This window comes from Arthrobacter alpinus (assembly GCF_001445575.1).
Classification (GTDB): domain Bacteria; phylum Actinomycetota; class Actinomycetes; order Actinomycetales; family Micrococcaceae; genus Specibacter; species Specibacter alpinus_C.
This window is the reverse complement of sequence record NZ_CP013200.1, coordinates 3,123,543-3,143,081: the sequence shown is the minus strand read 5'-3', so window position 1 is coordinate 3,143,081 and position 19,539 is coordinate 3,123,543. Positions and strand designations below refer to the sequence as shown.

Annotated in this window: 17 protein-coding genes; 5 read left to right on the top strand and 12 right to left on the bottom strand. The window is 59.4% G+C overall.

What is annotated here, in order from left to right; all coding sequences use genetic code 11:
* Positions 1-396 precede the first annotated feature (396 nt).
* The 3 genes from AS189_RS21170 to glnA all read right to left on the bottom strand — a co-directional run bounded on the left by AS189_RS21170 (position 397) and on the right by glnA (position 3,170).
* Positions 397-768 (bottom strand): potassium channel family protein, encoded by a 372-nt coding sequence (locus AS189_RS21170; RefSeq protein ID WP_337589178.1) that lies wholly within the window; start codon positions 766-768, stop codon positions 397-399.
* A 3-nt stretch (positions 769-771) separates the two neighbouring features.
* Complete coding sequence (locus AS189_RS21165; RefSeq protein ID WP_337589177.1) at positions 772-1,110, bottom strand: hypothetical protein; 339 nt, start codon at positions 1,108-1,110, stop codon at positions 772-774.
* Positions 1,111-1,745: 635 nt separating this feature from the next.
* Positions 1,746-3,170, bottom strand: a complete 1,425-nt coding sequence (gene glnA, locus AS189_RS14030) for a type I glutamate--ammonia ligase (RefSeq protein WP_062290164.1) — start codon at positions 3,168-3,170, stop codon at positions 1,746-1,748.
* A gap of 179 nt (positions 3,171-3,349) precedes the next feature.
* On the opposite strand from glnA, the gene AS189_RS14025 reads away from it, so the two are divergent.
* Entirely contained in the window at positions 3,350-3,787 is a 438-nt protein-coding gene (locus AS189_RS14025) for an RDD family protein (RefSeq protein ID WP_062290161.1), read from the top strand.
* A 116-nt stretch (positions 3,788-3,903) separates the two neighbouring features.
* Here the strand turns inward: AS189_RS14025 and AS189_RS20545 are convergent, their stop codons facing one another.
* The 4 genes from AS189_RS20545 to lipB form a co-directional block, all read right to left on the bottom strand.
* Positions 3,904-4,428: a hypothetical protein gene (locus AS189_RS20545; protein WP_202814102.1), complete on the bottom strand. Its 525-nt coding sequence runs from the start codon at positions 4,426-4,428 to the stop codon at positions 3,904-3,906.
* A 114-nt stretch (positions 4,429-4,542) separates the two neighbouring features.
* Positions 4,543-5,304 (bottom strand): DUF4191 domain-containing protein, encoded by a 762-nt coding sequence (locus AS189_RS14015; protein ID WP_062290154.1) that lies wholly within the window; start codon positions 5,302-5,304, stop codon positions 4,543-4,545.
* A 31-nt stretch (positions 5,305-5,335) separates the two neighbouring features.
* Complete coding sequence (lipA, locus tag AS189_RS14010) at positions 5,336-6,352, bottom strand: lipoyl synthase (protein WP_062290151.1); 1,017 nt, start codon at positions 6,350-6,352, stop codon at positions 5,336-5,338.
* A complete protein-coding gene (gene lipB, locus AS189_RS14005) occupies positions 6,349-7,116 on the bottom strand; it encodes a lipoyl(octanoyl) transferase LipB (RefSeq protein WP_082634317.1) in 768 nt (255 codons plus the stop codon). The genes lipA and lipB overlap by 4 nt, the downstream gene beginning before the upstream one ends.
* Positions 7,117-7,177: 61 nt before the next feature.
* Between lipB and AS189_RS14000 the strand changes: the two genes are divergently transcribed.
* Positions 7,178-9,076 carry a serine/threonine protein kinase gene (locus AS189_RS14000; RefSeq protein WP_062290145.1) on the top strand — a complete coding sequence of 633 codons (1,899 nt, stop codon included), beginning with the start codon at positions 7,178-7,180 and terminating at the stop codon, positions 9,074-9,076.
* A 149-nt stretch (positions 9,077-9,225) separates the two neighbouring features.
* Here the strand turns inward: AS189_RS14000 and AS189_RS13995 are convergent, their stop codons facing one another.
* From AS189_RS13995 to AS189_RS13975, 5 genes are all read right to left on the bottom strand, one after another.
* The gene (locus AS189_RS13995) at positions 9,226-9,654 is read right to left on the bottom strand and encodes an OsmC family peroxiredoxin (RefSeq protein ID WP_062290142.1); all 429 of its coding nucleotides are present in this window, start codon (positions 9,652-9,654) and stop codon (positions 9,226-9,228) included.
* Between the two features lie 220 nt (positions 9,655-9,874).
* Positions 9,875-10,234, bottom strand: coding sequence for a hypothetical protein (locus AS189_RS13990; protein WP_062290139.1), 360 nt, complete (start codon positions 10,232-10,234; stop codon positions 9,875-9,877).
* A gap of 159 nt (positions 10,235-10,393) precedes the next feature.
* Positions 10,394-12,115 carry a 2-oxoglutarate dehydrogenase, E2 component, dihydrolipoamide succinyltransferase gene (gene sucB, locus AS189_RS13985; RefSeq protein ID WP_062290136.1) on the bottom strand — a complete coding sequence of 574 codons (1,722 nt, stop codon included), beginning with the start codon at positions 12,113-12,115 and terminating at the stop codon, positions 10,394-10,396.
* 139 nt (positions 12,116-12,254) lie between these two features.
* Positions 12,255-13,637 (bottom strand): dihydrolipoyl dehydrogenase, encoded by a 1,383-nt coding sequence (lpdA, locus tag AS189_RS13980; RefSeq protein ID WP_062290133.1) that lies wholly within the window; start codon positions 13,635-13,637, stop codon positions 12,255-12,257.
* 232 nt (positions 13,638-13,869) lie between these two features.
* Entirely contained in the window at positions 13,870-15,393 is a 1,524-nt protein-coding gene (locus tag AS189_RS13975; RefSeq protein ID WP_062290130.1) for a leucyl aminopeptidase, read from the bottom strand.
* A gap of 226 nt (positions 15,394-15,619) precedes the next feature.
* Between AS189_RS13975 and AS189_RS13970 the strand changes: the two genes are divergently transcribed.
* The 3 genes from AS189_RS13970 (at position 15,620) to AS189_RS13960 (ending at position 19,484) form a co-directional block, all read left to right on the top strand.
* Positions 15,620-16,621, top strand: a complete 1,002-nt coding sequence (locus AS189_RS13970; protein ID WP_082634315.1) for a proteasome assembly chaperone family protein — start codon at positions 15,620-15,622, stop codon at positions 16,619-16,621.
* A gap of 4 nt (positions 16,622-16,625) precedes the next feature.
* Entirely contained in the window at positions 16,626-17,984 is a 1,359-nt protein-coding gene (locus AS189_RS13965; RefSeq protein ID WP_062290127.1) for an MFS transporter, read from the top strand.
* 213 nt (positions 17,985-18,197) lie between these two features.
* Complete coding sequence (locus tag AS189_RS13960) at positions 18,198-19,484, top strand: DUF4192 domain-containing protein (protein ID WP_062290124.1); 1,287 nt, start codon at positions 18,198-18,200, stop codon at positions 19,482-19,484.
* Positions 19,485-19,539: the final 55 nt, after the last annotated feature.

Genomic DNA, 19,539 nt, shown 5'->3' with positions numbered 1-19,539 from the left:
AGCATTTAATCGGTGACTTGTCTTGGGTCACGCGGTCCAGGGCGTGTTCTAGGACTAGGACATTGTGGGGTTACCCAGTCGATCGCATATCGTGTCAAGGGCCACGATTGTTGTAGGCCCGTATACAGCTCGGACCGCAACGGGGGCAAAAGTTGCGGTAGTAGCTTCATGCGTGACCGGGACGACTGTGCTCCTCCCGCTCCGGGATCTGCGTGCAGTCCGTTGTACGACTTTTATGTGCGTTAGATGGCAATCTCTGCATTTGATGCCAAGGTAAATGTGACCGCACGTCAAGGACGTTTTTCCCCATTAATGGCTACCGTCGTCCAGTCGGACAACCTTAAGCCGGCCGATGCGAACGCTGCTGGAACTCGTGAACAGGGTCTCTAAATTTGCCTAGTCACCCATTTGTTGTGACTGGCTTAGTTCCTCGCGCAGCGATCCTATCTCAGCGAGCAAGGCCTCCAACTGTTCCGCCGTAACAGCCTGTCCTTTACTGTCCTCGGCCGAGACTTTATCGACAAGCCAGCTTGCCAAGGTGGCGGTTACCGTTCCCAACAATGCTATGCCGCCAATCATAAGCGCTACTGCGATAACCCTGCCCGTTGCAGTTACTGGTGAAAGGTCACCATAGCCGACGGTCGTGATGGTGACGATCGCCCCCCACGCTGCGTCTCCGAATGACTGAATATTGGCATTTGGCGCGCCCTTCTCAGCGTCGTACATGGCAAGCGCGCCAATGTAGACCAGCAATCCGGACGCTGCCACCACTTAAGTCACTACGCGGCCACGCAGCGCATTCCCGGCTACCCGTTGTAGCACTCCTATCAATGTGACGAGGCGCAAGAGGCGCAGTGGCCGAAGCATCGGGAGTATCACGATGGCCAATTCATGCAGGTGCCGGACGAACCAACGGCCACGCTGTTGGGCTAACCAGAGTGAGGCGAGGTAGTCGACTGCAAACAGTCCCCAGGTTACGGTCATGAACCAGCTCGCGATTGCGGCTGGGGCATTAGATGCCAGAACCTGGACCGAATATGCGGCAAGGAAAAGCACAGAAATAGCGATCAGTGGCCATTCGGAAGCCCGCTCCCAACGTTCTAATGTCATTCCGCGATCCTATCGCCACGCTCGGCTGAGCCCCCGCCAAACCCCGTCCACGAAAGTGGGCGGGGGATTCGTACGCGGCTTGATCTCGCCAGCCGTCCGTCTCCAGTTGATCTTCTGAAGGCTGAAATCGCGAATACGCCGATTAGCATCCTGGGGGAGGTCGCCGTGATTCTCAACCACAACCCGTCCCTGCTCGAATCCGAAATCTTTGACGAAGCCAAACACGGTGGACGATGGGACCCTACACATTTGAGGCACGGTTCCGTGAAGCCAGAGAGTCCATTGCTGGGTTACCTGAGGGATTTCGCGCCCATGATCCGCATTACTTAGCGTCCCGTCAGATCTCGGAGGGGCTCGACGTGAAGGTTGTCCAGGCGCGGCTGAGGCACGCATCCGCGAAGACCACCTTGGATACCTATAGTCATATGTGGCCAGACAAAGATGAGGCATCGAGGACCGCAGTTGCCGGCGTCCTCGCAGCACGCAAAAAGTCTCTCGGCGGACTGGAAAAGAAGTCGGGCTCATGAGCTTCTGGGCAAAGAAAAAGAAGGGCCGGAACGCAATGTTCCGGCCCTTCTTTTTCGTCTCAAGGTTTTTCCCTTGCGGACTAAACCCCGTTTAGCCGCCTGTTCTAGCTAGCAGCCGTAGTAGAGCTCGAACTCGTACGGGTTCGGGCGCAAGGAGAGCGGCTTGATCTCGTATTCGCGCTTGTAGTCGATCCAGGTGTCGATCAGGTCCTGGGTGAAAACGCCACCGGCCTGGAGGAACTCGTTGTCATTTTCCAAGGCAATGAGTGCCTCTTCCAGTGACTCGGGAGCCTTGGGGATGTCCTTGGCTTCTTCGGGGGGGAGCTCGTAGAGGTCCTTGTCGATGGGAGCCGGGGGTTCGATCCGGTTCTTGATTCCGTCAAGGCCAGCCATCAGCTGAGCCGAGAAGGCCAGGTACGGGTTGGAGGAAGCATCCGGTGCGCGGAACTCGAGGCGCTTGGCCTTCGGGTTGGAACCGGTGATCGGGATACGGATACCGGCAGAGCGGTTGCCCTGCGAGTAAACCATGTTCACGGGAGCTTCGAAGCCCTTGACCAAGCGGCGGTAGGAGTTCACCGTCGGGTTGGTGAATGCCAACACTGCGGAGGAGTGCTTGAGCAGACCACCGATGTACCAGCGAGCCATGTCAGAGAGGCCTGCGTAGCCCTTTTCATCGTAGAACAGCGGCTCGCCGTTGCTCCACAGTGACTGGTGGCAGTGCATGCCTGAACCGTTGTCGCCAAAGACCGGCTTCGGCATGAAGGTGACGGACTTGCCGGCGGCCCATGCGGTGTTCTTGATGACGTACTTGAACTTCTGCAGGTCGTCAGCAGAGTGGACAAGGGTATTGAACTTGTAGTTGATTTCAGCCTGACCGGCGGCACCAACTTCGTGGTGAGAGCGCTCAACTTCGAGGCCAGCTGCATCCAATTCCATGCACATGGCGTCGCGCAAGTCTGCCTGGTGGTCAATCGGGGCAACCGGGAAGTAACCGCCCTTGACAGGGGTCTTGTAACCCAAGTTGCCGCCAACTTCTTCGCGGCCGGTGTTCCAGTTGGCTTCCTCGGAATCGATCTTGTAGAAAGATCCCTGCGGTGAGGACTCGTACTGGACGTTGTCGAAGACGAAGAATTCCGCTTCAGAGCCGAAGAAGGCGGTGTCGGCAATGCCGGTGGACGCCAAGTAGGCTTCAGCCTTTTCGGCGACGCCACGAGGGTCGCGGTGGTACGGATCCCCGGTGCGCGGGTTCACGATTGAGAAGTTCAACGCAAGAGTCTTTTCTTTGCGGAACGTGTCAACGAAGGCGGTGGTGGGGTCCGGGATCAGCTGCATGTCTGATTCGGCAATTCCCTGGAAGCCGCGGATGGAGGAACCATCGAAGAGCTGGCCGTTGACAAAGAAGTCAAGGTCAACAGTCTTGGCAGGCACATTGAAGTGCTGCTGAACACCGGGAAGATCGGTGAATCGGATATCGACGAACTTTACATTTTCGTCCTTGATGAACTGGAGTACTTCTTCCGCGTTCTTGAACATCTACGCTCCTCGGCGATGTGGGGTGTGGCCGGCTGGGTGCGGCCACGATGCATGTGCAACTGCTACAAGCGTAGAACAGCGCCATTACTCAACAGTGTCAGAAATGTTTCCGGCATGTTACATACCCTCCGTGTCAGCCCCGATGCTCGGGTTCGTCCCGGCGGCGGTAGGCTGGAGGAGTGGTAGATCGTAAAGACATAAGTTCTTGGCTCAGCGGGCCGGACACTTCTAATATATCCAAATTTCCCGGCGAGCGTTTGGGGCAACCCGAATCCGGCGCAGGATCCATGGCCCGAGCAGGGCGGCGTATCCTTGCCATTTGCATCGACTGGGCCTTGTCCTATTTGATTGCCAACGCATTTTTCGATGGCAATCCCAACGCTGTTCTCGCCATTTTCGCGATCGAGCAGATGCTGCTCGTGGGCCTCCTTGGTTACAGTGTGGGTCACCGAATCATGGGCATCGAAGTGGTCAGGCTCGACGGTCGCCAGCCCAGCCTCCTCGACGGCGTGATCCGTTCCTTGCTGGTGTGCCTGGTCTTCCCGGTCATCATTGTCGACGCCGATCACCGTGGTCTCCACGATCGGGCCATCAAGTCAATCTTGATTCGCCGCTAAGCCAGCTACGAGACAATACTTACCGATGCGGGTGCCGAATGAAGGCCCCGCATCAGTGCTTTAACCGGTGGCCGGGTGGAGGCTTTGCTGTTAAAGTTCGACGGCGGACGGCCCGCCTAAGCTGGTGGCTTCTCGCCGGCTGGAACTTTGCCCACGGTCATGGCCCAGCTCACTGTGGCAGGGGCTGAGACTCTCACAGAGGTGGTCCCGTGTGGGGTGTAGTCCCGATTCCCCGAACTGGAAAGTTTTCCGGCCTCGCAGGGAACATTGAAGGATGTGATGCCGGCTTGGGCGTCGCCAGTGGCGCCCGTGACCAGTACTGTCACGGTTCCTGCGCCCTGACAGTTGACGTCGAAATCCAGACCGGCCCCGTTGGCATCGAAGCCTCCGCCTGACTGTGAACTGCCTCCGGGCGCTGCCGCGGAGGCATAGCTGCCCAGCTTTTTCCCCTGAGTTACGGGGTGCGGGACGCCTTGCTGCCCTGCCGTGGCAGTCAGAGTAGGCGGTGCTTCGGCAGCAACGCTGGGCGGAACTGAAATCTGAGGTGGGCCGGACCTTGCGGTGCAGGCCGTCAGTGCCAGCGCTAGTGCGCTGGCGGCCACCAGACCGAGGCGGACGGTATTGCTGCCCATGGTTTTCATGAAGCCCCCAATGTTGGAGCGAGCGTAGCACAGCCTCAGGGGTGAGGAGTGGATGCAGAAAGGCCCGGCAGGAATTCCTGCCGGGCCTTTCTGCATCTTCTCATGTCCTACTGGCTAGCGTCCGCGTCCTGCCTTGCGGTCCGGGCGAGCCTTGTAAGGGTCAATGCCCTTGGGGATCGGCAGCTTGTTGCCCATCGAGCTGATGCGCTTGTTGACGGCGCTGACCTCAACCTTGGTCAGCTCCTTGGGGAGCTTGCTTAGAGCCTTGGTCACCTTAGCGATCGGAACTTGACCTTCGCCCTTGCCGGTCTCAATCACGGTGATCTTCACGTTCGGCAAAATGCGGCTCAGGCGGCGTCGCTCGGCGTCAACCAAGCCCTTGATGCGGGTGGAAGGACCTTCGGTGACCAGCACGATGCCAGGCTTTCCAATGGCGCGGAAGACTACATCCTGCGTACGCGGGTTCACCGAGGCAGGCTGTTCATCAAAGATCCACCCCTTCTTCAATGAGCTCAGCGCCGCACCGGCAGCGCCAGCCTTGCCTTCAATCTGAGAGTAGGCGGCACGCTCGGCGCGGCGAGACATGATCAGCAACGCACACAGCAAACCCAAAGGAATGCCGATCAGCAAACCGGTGATCCAGTTTTCCAACAAGAAACCGATACCGAGGGCGATGGCGATGGGCAGCAAGAATGCGCCAATCATCAGCCAGGTAACCATCGGATCATGCTTACGGGTCATCTTAAAGATGTCCACCATTTGCTTGATGCGGCTGGGCTTCTTGTCCTTTTTCGGCTTCTCAGCCTTGGGCTTGCGCGAGAACAAGGAGCGCTTGGTGTCGTCGGTGCTACTGGATGCGGAGTCTGTTTTGGCCATAGTGATTCAATTCTAGCGGGTTCTGAAGGAATTATTGTGCGGCGAGTAGGGATGCGGCTTCTTGGCGTGTGTGGCCGGAATCTTCGATGCCTTCAGCGATGTGGGCGAGGTGTTCGGGGATGTCCAAACCCTTCTTACGCATGGCCGTGGCCCAGAGGCGTCCGGCACGGTAGGAAGAACGTACCAAGGGTCCGCTCATGACACCCAGGAAACCGATCTCTTCTGCTTCGGTGGAGAGTTCCAGGAACTCTTGGGGTTTGACCCACCGATCCACGGGAAGGTGGCGTTCGGAGGGACGCAGGTACTGGGTGATGGTGATTAAGTCCGTCCCGGCATCGTGAAGATCCTGCAGTGCCTGGGAGATTTCTTCACGCGTCTCACCCATACCCAGAATCAGGTTGGACTTAGTGACCATGCCCTGATCCCGGCCCTGCGTCAACACATCCAAGGACCGCTCGTAACGGAACGCCGGGCGGATGCGCTTGAAGATCCTCGGCACGGTCTCTACATTGTGCGCGAAGACCTCGGGCTTGGACTCACAGATCGCAGTGATGTGTTCGGGCTTGCCCGAGAAGTCCGGGATCAATAATTCCACACCCGTGTTCGGGTTCAATTCATGGATTTTGCGGACCGTTTCGGCGTACAACCACACACCCTCGTCGGCCAGATCATCACGGGCCACACCCGTGACCGTGGCGTAGCGCAAATTCATCTTCACTACCGAGCGGGCCACCTTCGTGGGCTCAAACCTGTCGATCGGGGACGGCTTGCCCGTATCGATCTGGCAGAAATCACACCGCCTGGTGCATTCGGAACCACCAATGAGGAACGTGGCTTCACGGTCTTCCCAGCACTCAAAAATATTCGGGCAACCAGCCTCTTCACACACCGTGTGCAGGCCCTGACCCTTGACCAGATTCTTCATCGCGATGAACTCCGGGCCCATCTCGACCTTCGTCTTCATCCACTCAGGCTTACGCTCAACCGGAACAGCCGAATTACGCTGCTCAATCCGCAACAACTTACGTCCCTCAGGTACCAACGTCATGAAAGTCCTCCTTCTGAGCTGGCCGAGGACGGTGCGTCGGCGGCTGAATTATCGTGGGGCGCAATTGCGGAGATGAGGGGTGCCAGGAAGCGGTCCGTAGCTATCTTCACGAAAGGAAGCAGATCGCTGGGCTTAATGTCTTGCCCGGTCTCTGCTTGCATGGTGGTGGTACCAGCATCGGCAATTCCACACGCGATGATCTGGTTGTACGGGGCCAGGGAGTTGTTGGCGTTGATGGCGATGCCGTGCATGGTGACACCGTCATGGACGCGAATGCCGATTGCGGCAATTTTGCGCGTAGGACCCTTGTCATCGGCCAGGATCCAGATGCCCGCACGGCCCTCGACCCGAACGCCGTCGAGCTTGAAATGAGCCAGAACCTCGATGATGATGTCCTCAAGGGCGTAAACGTACGCGCGGATGCTGTGGGCGTCGGCCAGATGCACGATCGGATACATGACCAGCTGGCCCGGGCCATGCCAGGTGAGCTTGCCGCCGCGATCCACGTTGATGACAGGCGTTCCATCAAAGGGGCGCTCATGGTCTTCAGTCCGCTTTCCGGCCGTATAAACGGCCGCATGCTCTAGCAACAGCGCGGTGTTCGCTGTACTGCCAGCGACGACGCCGGCATGGATGGTGCGCTGCAGGTCCCACGCAGCGGCATAGTCAACGAAATGTGGGGCTAATCCAACTTCTGTGAACTCAACACTCATAGAGGACACTGTAGATGACGAAGCATTTTCGCTTAAATCCGAATTGCTCATCACACACGTCGCCTGTGGATAACTTTGAGCAGGAATTCCAAAAGCGGACTACTACTTATATATGGACGTCTTTGGCAATTCATTCGGCAGCTCACTTGGTAGCCCGGCTAGCAAATCAGTGCTTCCGCACTGGCCCCCGCGTATCTCCGGCTTTGATCCAGTACGTAGTTTGGGTGGCGGATCGCAGGGACAAGTGTGGCTCATGTCCCCGCATGATGGATCTGGCGCTGTGGCGGCGAAGTTTTTGACGCCGGACGCTATCTCCGAGGGTGGTGTTCGGGCAGGCGACCCGTCACGTCATAATGAGAGTCAGATCACGCAAGAATGGCAACTCGTTACGCAGTTCCGGCACGAACACCTCATCCCGGTCCACCGGCTCCTTGTGGATGATCGTGGGGAGCTTGTCCTCATTATGGAGTTCGCGGCAGGCGGTTCCTTGAGCCAAATTGTGCGTGCACGTGGGCCTTTGTCTGTGGGTGAAGTTGTCACCATCTTGACGCCGATCGGGCAGCTGTTGGCGTTCCTGCATGGACGAGGTGCTGTTCACGGTGATGTTTCCAGTGGCAATGTCCTGATCAGTGCCAGCGGAAAGCCCTTCCTTGCCGATTTTGGCTGCAGCCGTTTGCTGGGACAGGCGCCGGGGGAGCTAGCGGGTACGCCAGGCTTCTACTGTCCCTCGGATAGGCGGCGTGATGACTCCTCTGATGTCTATGCATTAGCCGCCGTCGGGTGGTTCGCCCTCACGGGACAACCTCCTCCGATCACCCGCGAGCGTCCGCCACTGGCCAGCCAAGTTGTTGATGTTCCTCGTGAGCTGGTGGCAGCACTAGAAGCTGGCCTGCAGGAGGATCCCGTGCAGCGACCCGCGGCAGCTGCCTTGGCCCAAGCTGTGTTTCGCAGTGCTCGGGCTGAATCGATCATCTTGGCGAACGCTGTGCATCCGAGCGTCCTGCCTGAATTGCCCACCCGGCGTGGTGTGCAGCGAAAGCTGAAGGTTCGCAGCGGGAATCAGCTCGGTAATCGGCGCAGATTTGTGGGCCGAAAAGGTGGCGGTGATGCCGATGGCGTACCCATGAAACGGCTTAGCGGGTTTGGCCGGCGGAGAAGGGTCAAGGGTCTGGCGCCGCTGTGGGGGAGTGCAGACACTACTCGGAGCGCAGGAAGGCATTCCGGTAGACGCTCGGCCCTGCGTTCTGAATCTGGGGCAGCTGATAGGACAGCTGAACGGCCGGGCCCCAGTACCGCCGGAAGGCCCATCGCCGGAGCCCCGGGTTCGTCCAGTAGAGTCCGTGGGCGAGCAGCTGCCTGGATTATTGGGATTCTGGGGTTATGTGCTGCAGTACTGGGAATTTCCGTGGCTAGCGGTGGGTGGTCTGGAACCGGAGACAATGAGACATCCTCCCTGCCAGGTTCGGGCGGTTCAGAGTCCCTGACTCAAACAGCGCCGCTGCCACCCGCGTGGGCATCGGCACTGCCACCAAAGATCCAACGAGGGCTCATGGCCACAGCGCCGCAGGAGGCCCTCAGCGCGCTAGCCTGGACCCGGTCCTTTGCGCTCTCGAATCGTGATCAGGAACTTCTGAACCACATCAACGCCGTAGGATCACCGGTTTTAGCGGCAGACACGGCTATCGTCACCGCGTTGGACGCTACCGGACATGGTTTTACGGGGTTGGAATTCACAGTAGAAAAGGTGCACAGCAGTCATGTCACTAATCCGGTCTCCGGAAGCGATGCAGATGGGAACGTGTCAAGAACACTGCAGGCCACCATCGTCACCAGCTCCTTTGCAGAACAGGACGCTAACGGAGCGGTGGTGCACAATCAGCCTCAGGAGCAGCGTCAAGAGCTGAGATTCGTCCTTGTCAAAGCGGATTCCCGATGGGCCATCCAGCAAATCCTGGAATCCGAGCCCATACCGGATGGGAAGAATCAGGAAAAGGCGGGGGCGCAAAAATAGGTGGCAGCTGCACGTGCAGCTGCCACCTATTCAAGCGCTAGCGGGTGGTTGGGCCCACAACTCCGAGGATCAACAAGTGTTACCGGGTGGTTGGGCCCACGCCTGCGAGGGCCCCGAACCGAGGTACGAGGTTTGGGAGCGGGTGGGGACTACGCCTCCAGGGTTGCCTCGAGCGTGATCTCGATGCCAGCCAGTGCGGCTGACACGGGGCAGCCCGCCTTGGCGCCATTGGCGATGGTGTCGAACTGCTCCTGGGTGATGCCCGGGATTTTCGTTGCGAGCGTCAGGTGGCTGCCGGTGATGCCGGTGCCGGGGACGAACGTGACGGCGGCGCTGGTGTTGACGTAGTCTGCGGCGAAGCCGGCGCCAGCAAGCTCGTGCGAGAAGGCCATGGCGAAGCACGATGAGTGCGCTGCGGCGATGAGTTCTTCGGGACTGGTCTTGCATTCAGAAGCCTCGGTGCGAGCCCTCCAGGTGATGTCAAAGCTGCCCAGTTCTGAGCTGTCCAAGGTGACTTGGCCCTTGCCTGTGGGAAGGTCTCCGACCCAGCCTGCATGGGCGTTACGTGTTGCTGCCATGTTAACTCCTTGAGGTGTATTCAAATCCGCGGGCCCAGATGGATTCATCTGGACATCCACCTCCACCTTATGCCTTAGATGCCGATCATGCGTGGTGCATGTCTACTCAACGCAAAACGGCACCTTTCGCGCTGGCCGATGTGGTTGAGCAACCACCGGAAAGCGTGAAAGATGCCGAAGCGCTTAGTACGCGCGGATGAATGTCATCCGCAAGGAGGTATTAGAGGGACCAGAGTGTGGCCACGGCAATGTTGATCAGTGCCATGCCGCCAACTGCATGTGCCAAGCCTTTTGAGACTGGTTCTCCCTTTGCTGCCTTGCGGTAACCGATGATCGCCGGAACTAGAACAGCGATGGCGATGAGGATCTTCACACCGATCTTCATGTGGAAAGCCGCGGTGGGGTCTCCGGTCGCCTCAATGATGCCGACAAGTGCCAGACCAGTGACGAGTTGTGCAATAGCACCCCATAGCTGGATGGGAAGAATGGTGGGCTTCTTGAAGGTGGCGAACCAGCCGCCCACTATGGCGGCAGCGCCGAGCACGTGCAGGAAGACCAAGATGCTAGTTAATAGAGTCATGCAACAAGCATAGGTAGTTTACTGACACAGTGTCTATCAAGGACCGCCTAATGTGGCGCACATGACGTAGCCCGCCCAGCGCCCGGACATGAGAACGGCGGCCGGCGACTTGAAAATCCAAGCCGACGGCCGCCGTCGAACATTCATGCAAGGGACGTATTACAGGCCCAGATCAGCCTCGAACGCGCCATCTTCCAGACGAGCCTTCAAGGTCTGCAGGAAGCGGCCAGCGTCTGCGCCGTCCACCAGGCGGTGATCGTACGTCAGGCACAGGTACATCATGTGACGGATGGCGATGGTGTCATCGCCGTCAGCGTCAGCAACAACCACTGCGCGCTTGACGATCGCGCCGGTGCCAAGGATGGCAACGTTGGGCTGGTTGATGATGGGGGTGTCGAACAGTGCGCCAACGGAACCGATGTTCGTGATGGAGAACGTTCCGCCGGAGAGCTCGTCCGGACCAATCTTGCCGCTGCGGGTGCGTGAGGCAACATCGGCGATCTTGCCAGCCAGGCCAGCAAGGTTCAGGTCTCCTGCGTTGGAGATGACAGGAACCAGCAGGCCCTTGTCGGTATCCACAGCAATCGCGAGGTGCTCGGCGTTGTGGTAGGTGATCTGCTGAGTTTCCTCGTTGTATTCACCATTGACCGAGGGGTGCACCTTGAGCGCTTCAGTGACTGCCTTTGCAATGAACGGCAAGTAGGTCAGCTTGGTGCCGTTGGTGGCCTGGAACTGGTTCTTGGCCTTGGTGCGCAGCTTGACGATGCGCGTCATGTCGATCTCGTGCACCTGCGTGAGCTGCGTGGATGCTTCCAGCGACTCGCGCATGCGGCGGGCGATGACCTGGCGGATGCGAGGTGCCTTCACCGTGGTACCGCGCAATGATGAGGGTACGACGGCGGGAGCGGCCTTGGCAGCGGGGGCGGCGGATGCGCTCGGGGCTGGGGCTGCAGCGGCCTTGGCGGCTTCTGCGGCAGCGACAACATCTTCCTTGCGGATGCGTCCGCCAACACCGGTGCCGGTGACGGTGGCGATGTCAACGTTGTGAGTCTTGGCAAGCTTGCGAACCAAGGGGGTCACATAGTTGGACTCTGATCCTGACGCGGCAGCGGCCGGAGCAACAGCAGGAGCTGCCGGCGCAGCAGCGGGAGCCGGAGCAGCAACAGGTGCTGCCACCGGGGCGGGAGCTGCGGGAGCCGGAGCAGCAACGGGTGTGGCCGGAGCTGCAACAGGAGCCGGGGCAGCGGCCGGAGCGGGGGCTGCCGGAGCGGCTGCTCCTGCGTCGCCGATCAGTGCCAGCACGCCGCCAACTTCAGCGGTCTCGTCCTCGGGGACGCGGATTTCCAGCAAGACGCCAGCTACGGGGGAGGGGATCTCGGTGTCAACCTTGTCGGTGGATACTTCCAACAACGGCTCGTCGACCTCGATGGAGTCACCAACGGCCTTGAGCCAGCGGGTGACGGTACCTTCGGTCACGGACTCGCCCAAAGCAGGCAGAACCAGTTCGTGGGCATCGCCAGCCGGAGCTGCAGCGGCAGGTGCCTGGGCCGGTGCGGCCGGAGCTTCAGCGGCGGGTGCCGGTGCTGCCGGAGCCTCAACGGGAGCCGGAGCTTCAGCGGCGGGAGCCTGCGCCGGTGCGGCTGCGCCGGTGCCAATGCGGCACAACGGAGCGCCAACTTCGGCAGTCTCATCTTCGGGTACCAGAATTTCTTCCAGGATGCCGGCGAAGGGCGACGGGATCTCGGTGTCAACCTTGTCGGTGGAAACCTCCAGTAGGGGCTCGTCAACTTCGACGCGGTCCCCGACCTGCTTGAGCCATCGTGTGACGGTTCCTTCGGTGACGCTTTCACCCAAGGCGGGCAAGTTCACGGATTCAGACATTTCGTCCCCGTTCTCCTTCTCATGCGCTGCTTTTACTGTTGCTGCCAACTCAGGGCATCACAGCAAAAATTTTATGAATTCTAAAGGTGTTTGTAGCTTAGTGCACCCGGCGCGAACGCCGGGTGCACTGGTTTTGTTGCTAGCCGTGGAGCGGGCGTCCGGCCAAAGCCATTGCCGCTTCTCCCAAAGCTTCATTCTGTGTGGGGTGTGCGTGCATCAGAGCAGCAACATCCTCAGGGTAGGCTTCCCAGTTCACGATGAGCTGGGCTTCACCGATCTGCTCGCCAATGTGGCTGCCGATCATGTGAACGCCCACCACGGGGCCATCCTTTTCGCGGACGAACTTGATGATTCCGCCGGTGCCCAGAATGGCGCTCTTGCCGTTTCCAGCCAAGTTGTACTCGATGGTTTCGACGTTCTCGCCACCAAATTTTTCTTTGGCCTGCTTCTCGTTCAAACCGACCGAAGCGATCTCCGGGTCACAGTAGGTGACCTTGGGGATGTTGATGTCTTCGACGATGACCGGGTTCATGCCGGCGATTTCTTCAGCAACAAAAACGCCTTGCTGGAAGCCGCGGTGAGCCAGCTGAATGCCGGGGACAATGTCTCCCACTGCGTAGATGTTGCCAACGCCGGTGTGCAGGCGATCGTTGGTGATGACGAAGCCGCGGTCGATTGTGACACCCGCTTCTTCAAAGCCCATGCCAGCGGTGGACGGGCCACGGCCAACAGCAACGAGCATCAGATCGGCTTCGAACGTCTTGCCATCAACCAAGGTGGCCTTGACGCCGTCGTTGTTCTGCTCGACGCCCTGGAAGAAGGTGCCGGTGTTGAACTTGATGCCGCGCTTGCGGAAGGTGCGCTCGAGAACCTTGATAATCGATGCATCTTCGTTGGGTACCAGTGAGGCCATGCCTTCGATGATGGTGACCTCTACGCCGAAGGACTTCCAGACGGAAGCAAATTCGACGCCAATGACGCCGCCGCCGAGCACAATGGCGCTCTTGGGCAGTTCCGTCATACCGAGGGCCTCGTCGGAGGTGATGACCTTGCCGCCAATTTCCAGGCCGGGCAGGCTGCGGGAGTATGAACCGGTGGCCAGAACAATGTTCTTGCCGGTGTAGTTCACGCCGTTCACCGTGATGGTGTTGGCTGCGGTCAGGCGGCCTTCACCTTCGATGACCGTGACGCCCTTGCCCTTGATGAGACCCTGCAAACCCTTGTACTTGCCGGCAATGATGCCGTCCTTGTACTTGTTCACGCCTACCAGGTCGATCCCGTTGAGTTGGCTGTTGACGCCAATGGAGGCGCCTTCACGTGCGTGATCAGCCACTTCTGCTGCGTGCAGCAGCGCCTTAGTGGGAATACAGCCGTTGTGCAGGCATGTGCCGCCCAACTTGCCCTTCTCCACCAGACCAACGGTCATTCCCAATTGGACTGCTCGCAAGGCAGTTGCGTAACCGCCGCTGCCACCGCCGAGAACCAAAATATCGAATTCTTGCCCAGCTGCCTGTTCGGCCACTTAGACGCTCCCTCGCGTTCGGGTGACGCGCACGCTTTGGCGCGTCATCTCATCATTTTTTGAAAGAAGGCTGAGAGTTCTGTGAGAACTTCCAAACTTCTTCGAATTCAAAGATAAATACTTTCAGGATTTACCTTACGTCAGTTGTGCCATCGTGCACCGTCACAGCAGTCACACTATGGCGAATGTGGTCATACTCACTTTTGCTGTGACGATGACACGTTGGCACAGACTATGCGCTGCGAGACACAACGTCTTCCACGTAGCTCACCAAGGTGCGGACAGCCATGCCCGTTCCCTGCTTTGGGGTGTAGCCATACGGGGCGCCTTCATTGAAGGCTGGGCCGGCAATGTCAAGGTGGGCCCAGGGGATGAGTTCTCCGTCTTTGCCCTTGCCAATGAACTCCTGCAAGAAAACAGCAGCCGTCATCATGCCGCCCATGCGCTCACCGATGTTCGCCATGTCTGCAACGGGGGAGTCCAGGGAGGGGCGCAGCTCTTCGGGCAGCGGCATGGGCCAGAGCAGTTCCCCGGCGCGGTCAGCGGCTGCCTTCAATGCTGCGCTGACGCCTTCATCGCCCATGACGCCCGCTGTGCGGTGGCCCAAAGCTACGACCTGAGCGCCGGTCAGGGTTGCTACGTCAATGATGACATCAGGGAATTCCTGAGAGGCGGCTACGAGACCGTCCGCCATGACCAAGCGGCCCTCGGCGTCCGTGTTCAGGACCTCAACCGTTTTTCCGCCAAACATGGTGAGGACATCCGAGGGGCGGATAGCAGTACCGGAGGGCATGTTCTCGGCAATGCAGAGCCAGCCGGTGACGTTGACGGGTAAGCCGAGTGCGGCCACGGCCAGCACGGTGTTCAACACAGCTGCGGCACCGGCCATATCGCACTTCATGGTGACCATGCCGGCACCGGGCTTGATGGAGATGCCACCGGAGTCAAAGGTGATGCCCTTGCCCACCAGGGCGAGATCCGCCACGGACCGCTCGGACTTGTATTCAACCTTGACCATGCGCGGGGGGCGCGAGGATCCCTGGCCGACGCCCATGATGCCGCCCCAGCCGTCCTTGAGGAGCTTCTTCTCATCGAAAACTGTGACCTTGACGGGCAGGCCCTTTGCCAAGTCCTTGGCGGCTTCGGCAAAGGTGGCCGGGTAGAGGACGCTCGGTGGCTCGTTGACAAGTGTGCGGGTGGCATTGACGGCCTTGGCCACCACGGCGGCGCGCTCCAGTGCGGCTGCCAATTCCGGATCTTTGGCGAGCGTTGAAAAAATGGTCACCTTGGACACGGGCGCCTGCTTGCCGGCCCTGGAAGAATGCAGGCTGGCATATTGGTACCCGCCCAGAGCGGCACCTTCGACAAGGGCGGAAACCTGACTGACCGACGTCGTAGGTACAGCGATGACCACATGGCCAAGTCCAGCCAACTGGCGGATGGTGGCACCGGCCATGCGGCGCAACGCTTCCTCGGTGACGGCCGAACCCAAGACCTTGCCAACACCGGCCAGGACCAGGATCTTGGCACCGGTGTCCGGCAGGCCGGGAAGGCGGAGAACCTGATCGGCCGCGCCAGTCACGCCCAAAGCGGACAGCGACGCCTTCAAGGATGTCAGGGCGGCGGGGGCGAGCGGCGCATCGAGGATGACGGGGCCGTCGGTACCCTTGGCCACAGCGACGACGAGCGCGTCAGAGGACACTTTCGCCAAGTCGGAACTGATGACGCGGAAGGTGATGGGTTCTTTGGCAGTCACGGAGATGATGTCCTCACTATGGGGTGTTGATGAACTGTAGTTGCTGCTTTCGATCGTATCCCCAACGCCCTGCGATTTCCTGCCAGCTCCTTGGCTTTGCGGCCGTTGGGCTCTCTGCCCAGGCGCCACCATCGCGCCGACGGCACCTGGCAGCCGGAGCTGGCGGAATGTTTCAGGGGTCCCGCGGTGTTATGCAGATCAGAGTCATAAGCTGCTGAGGAAGACCATGAATAAATTCGAATTCACCCCGTTCCACGCCCCTGAGTCCCTGTATGCCCTGAATGAGGAGCTGTTGGCCGCCGAGGATCTTCGCGGTGCCAATCTCATCATGGCCTTCACCGGGTTCTCCGACGCGGGCCAGGTGGTAACGCAAATTGCCGGTGAACTGGTGGATCATCTGGACCACGAGCCGGTGGCCATTTTTGATATTGACCAGCTCATTGACTACCGCTCACGCCGGCCGCGTATCACCTTCACCCAGGATCACCTGAGTGACTACAAAGCTCCCTCGCTGGTGCTGTACCGCATGACTGATGCCCTGGGGACGCCGTTTCTGTTCCTGTACGGCAACGAGCCAGACCTTCAGTGGGAGCGCTTCAGCAGTGCCGTTTTGGGCCTGATTGAGCGTCTTGACGTGAATCTGGTGTCCTGGGTGCAATCGGTTCCCATGCCTGTCCCGCACACTCGCCCAATAGGTGCCACGGTGCACGGTAACCGGCCCGAACTCATCGAGGGTATCTCTGCGTGGAAGGCCACCATGGAGATTCCCGCCGCCATTGGCCATGTCCTTGAAGTCAAGCTGGCCGAGGCGGGGCGCAATGTGGTGGGTTACGCCATCCACGTCCCGCAATACTTGTCCGACGCCGAGTACCCGCCCGCCGCCGTCGCCGGTCTGGAATTCCTGGGAGCAGCAGCCTCGCTGATGCTGCCCAGTGAACGCTTGCGCGAGGCCGGCCGGGCTGTGGAACGCCAAATTACTGAGCAGGTGGAGGCCTCGAGTGAGGTGGCCGCGGTAGTCACAAACCTGGAGAAACGCTACGACGAACACACCGAAGGGATGTCTCGACGATCCTTGCTAGCTGGGGACAATGATGAACTGCCCGACGCCGATGAGCTGGGTGCCGCTGTTGAAGCGTACCTGGCTAGCCGCGATGGCGAATCCCAGGGTGGCACGCAGACTGAGACTGAGACGCAGAGCAAGAGCGGGCCCGAGGGTGGCTTAGGCTAAGTACGTGGATAGTAAACGTGCATGGTTGGTGTGGGGCGTCGGAATATTTGCCTACCTGATTGCAATCACGCACAGAACATCCTTTGGCGTAGCGGGGTTGGTGGCAACCGAGCGCTTTGGCGCCACTGCTGCAGCGTTGTCAGCCTTTACCGTTATTCAGCTGGTGGTCTACGCGGTGTTGCAAATCCCCGTGGGCATGATGGTGGATCGTTTCGGTCCCCGCGTCATGATCGCCACCGGCGCCGCACTGATGGCCGTAGGGCAACTGCAACTGGCTGCCGCAACGGCCATCCCCGGCGGCGTGGTGGGGCGCATCTTTGTTGGCGCCGGCGATGCCATGACGTTCATCGCCGTCATCCGCCTGATCCCGCTGTGGTTTCCAACCCGTAGAGTACCCATTCTGACTCAGATGACGGGCCAACTAGGTCAGATTGGCCAGCTCATCAGTATTGCCCCCTTCGCATTTGTGCTGCATGCATTCGGTTGGAGCCCAGCGTTTGTGGGCCTGGCGGCGTTGGGCGTACTTGCCTGTGTGCTGTCCGCGGCACTGCTGCGAAACGCCCCAGCCGGCACTGTGGCACCTGTTATCCGCAATGGCATGAAGGAAACTGCTGCTGATCTGGCCACCGCATGGCGTCAACCCGGAACGCGGTTGGGCATGTGGAGCCATTTTGCCACCCAGTTCTCCGGCACTGTTTTCGTCTTGACATGGGGTTACCCGTTCCTGGTCTCAGGCCAGGGGTTGGACACGTCGACAGCCAGCGTGCTGTTGAGCCTGTTTGTTGTGGTGGGGATCGCGTGCGGACCGTTCTTGGGTAGTTGGGTGGGTAAGCACCCACTCCGCCGGTCCACCATGGTGCTGATGGTGACCGTTGCCATTGTTGCGGTGTGGGCTGCTGTGCTGCTGCAAACCGGGCCTTCCCCGCTGTGGCTGCTGGTACTTCTTATTCTGGTCCTTGCCCTCGGTGGGCCGGCTTCCATGATCGGCTTTGACTTTGCCCGGACCTTCAATCCCTCCCACCGAGTGGGCACAGCCACCGGCATTGTGAATGTGGGTGGATTCTTTGCCGCCTTGGTGACCATGTACATGGTGGGTTTGGTCCTTGACCTACTGAACGGGGCCGGCTTCTCCAAAGACGGGCTGTACTCCCTAGATGCCTTCCGCGTGGCGTTCTCCTTCCAGTTTTTGGTCTTGGGGATCGGAATCGCTGCCGTTATCAGGACCCGACGCAAGGTGCGGATCTCCATGGCGGAAAGAGGCGAAACCGTTCCGCCACTGCGTGTAGCGTTGGCTGACCGCAGTCGGCGCCGGCAGCAATACCGGGATGAGATCCGCAGCGAAAAGATCAAGCGCAAACAGTAATTTGTGCGCTAGATCGGGAGTCGTGGTGGCGCCTGCAGTGCCCTCTGTTGCCGTCTGTTCTCCCGGCCATGCTCCGCTAGATCGTGGTCAGCTGAGTTGGTTTGGAAAAATTTCCATCCTGTTTATGCGGATCCAGGCCCCTGTTATCCACAGATATGGCAATTATCCAGAAATGCTCTAGCTACTGGGCCGGTACCAAAGCAGCCTTGTTCTATGAGCAAACCACTAGAAACGATTAAAGTCAGTGCCGGTGAAGATCTCCTGGCATTCATTCCCCACATGGTGGGATACTGGCCCGAATCCAGCGTTGTCTGTATCGGCATGATGGGCAAAAAGCTTCAGGCCACCATGCGCCTAGACCTTCCTCCTGAGGATGCCGACGCCCGGGACACGGAACGCTTTGCCACCATTGCGGCAACTCAGTTGGCCAATGACAAGACGAGTGATGGCTGCCTCATCGCTATCTTTGGCCGCCGCGATTGGCCTCACCCCAAAGACCAGCCGTACGCAAAATTGTTCAAGGCGTTTCGCAAGGCATTTGCGGACCGCGGACTACCCGTTCGGGACGCGTGGTACGTAGGCAAGGAGAACTGGCGATCACTTACTTGCTCCGACGCCCGGTGTTGTCCGTGGCCAGGCAAAAGCAACCTCTCCATTAGAGAGAGCTTTGTGAACGCCGAGTTTGTTTTCCGCGGCAGCATGATCGGCGAGGCGCCCAAAGAGCAGGTGCGCCAGCTGACGGCAGTCCGTGACGTGGATTTTGTTGCTGCAGTTGTTGCCGCCGGGGAACAGTCCAGAGGACCGCTGGGCCGCAACGGCTGTGGCCATGACCAGCTGACGGCGACATTGCAAGCGTGGCAATTCAGTGTCGAACTCTGGCCCAAACCGCCGGATGCGCACATGTGCGCATTCCTGCTGGCCAGTCTCGCCGATTCAACTGTCCGCGACTGCGTCATCATGCTCTTGGCAACGTCGGGCGAGTATGCCCTTGCTGGAGCCGTAGGACTATGGCTAAGCGGATCCGACACTGAAGATACCGCCTATCCGTTGAACTGGTACGGCGGCAATCAGGCGGCAGGTAAGCCCCTCCGCATGGAATGGGCCACTGAGGAACTCATTCAAGAAGCCGCCTATGACTTCAGCAGCTTTCTGGTGGGCAGTACGGCCCCGAGAATTCCAGGGGAACAACCTCACTTGCTTGATTGGGAAAGACTTGATGGGGCAGAGCCATTCCTGCACTTTCTCGCCCGGGCCAGTGACTCGCCCGAGAAAGCGCCCGTACTGTGCATCTTGGGTTGGATTCAATGGTGCAAGGGCCGGGGAAGCTGGGCCGGAGAGTACTTCCAGGCCTGCCTTGCGCATCAGCCCGGCTACAGATTGGCATCTTTACTGGATCAGCTGTTGTCGGCTGGACACGTGGCCGACTGTGCCAAAGACCGCACAACAGCATGGCGCCGGGAAGAACAGCTGCAAGAATCCGATCGTGACGAAGCCGCATAGTTTGGCTGTGATCTTTCTTGCACCCGGGTACCAACCCATGGCGTGGCGTAGGCAA

Bases quoted from the DNA above. Each gene is read 5' to 3' on its own strand.
- AS189_RS21165 (WP_337589177.1), bottom strand. From the start codon at position 1,110: ATGACATTAGAACGTTGGGAGCGGGCTTCCGAATGGCCACTGATCGCT.
- glnA (WP_062290164.1), bottom strand. From the start codon at position 3,170: ATGTTCAAGAACGCGGAAGAAGTACTCCAGTTCATCAAGGACGAAAAT.
- AS189_RS20545 (WP_202814102.1), bottom strand. From the start codon at position 4,428: ATGAAAACCATGGGCAGCAATACCGTCCGCCTCGGTCTGGTGGCCGCC.
- AS189_RS14015 (WP_062290154.1), bottom strand. From the start codon at position 5,304: ATGGCCAAAACAGACTCCGCATCCAGTAGCACCGACGACACCAAGCGC.
- lipA (WP_062290151.1), bottom strand. From the start codon at position 6,352: ATGACGTTGGTACCTGAGGGACGTAAGTTGTTGCGGATTGAGCAGCGT.
- lipB (WP_082634317.1), bottom strand. From the start codon at position 7,116: ATGAGCAATTCGGATTTAAGCGAAAATGCTTCGTCATCTACAGTGTCC.
- AS189_RS14000 (WP_062290145.1), top strand. From the start codon at position 7,178: ATGGACGTCTTTGGCAATTCATTCGGCAGCTCACTTGGTAGCCCGGCT.
- AS189_RS13995 (WP_062290142.1), bottom strand. From the start codon at position 9,654: ATGGCAGCAACACGTAACGCCCATGCAGGCTGGGTCGGAGACCTTCCC.
- AS189_RS13990 (WP_062290139.1), bottom strand. From the start codon at position 10,234: ATGACTCTATTAACTAGCATCTTGGTCTTCCTGCACGTGCTCGGCGCT.
- sucB (WP_062290136.1), bottom strand. From the start codon at position 12,115: ATGTCTGAATCCGTGAACTTGCCCGCCTTGGGTGAAAGCGTCACCGAA.
- AS189_RS13970 (WP_082634315.1), top strand. From the start codon at position 15,620: ATGAATAAATTCGAATTCACCCCGTTCCACGCCCCTGAGTCCCTGTAT.
- AS189_RS13960 (WP_062290124.1), top strand. From the start codon at position 18,198: ATGAGCAAACCACTAGAAACGATTAAAGTCAGTGCCGGTGAAGATCTC.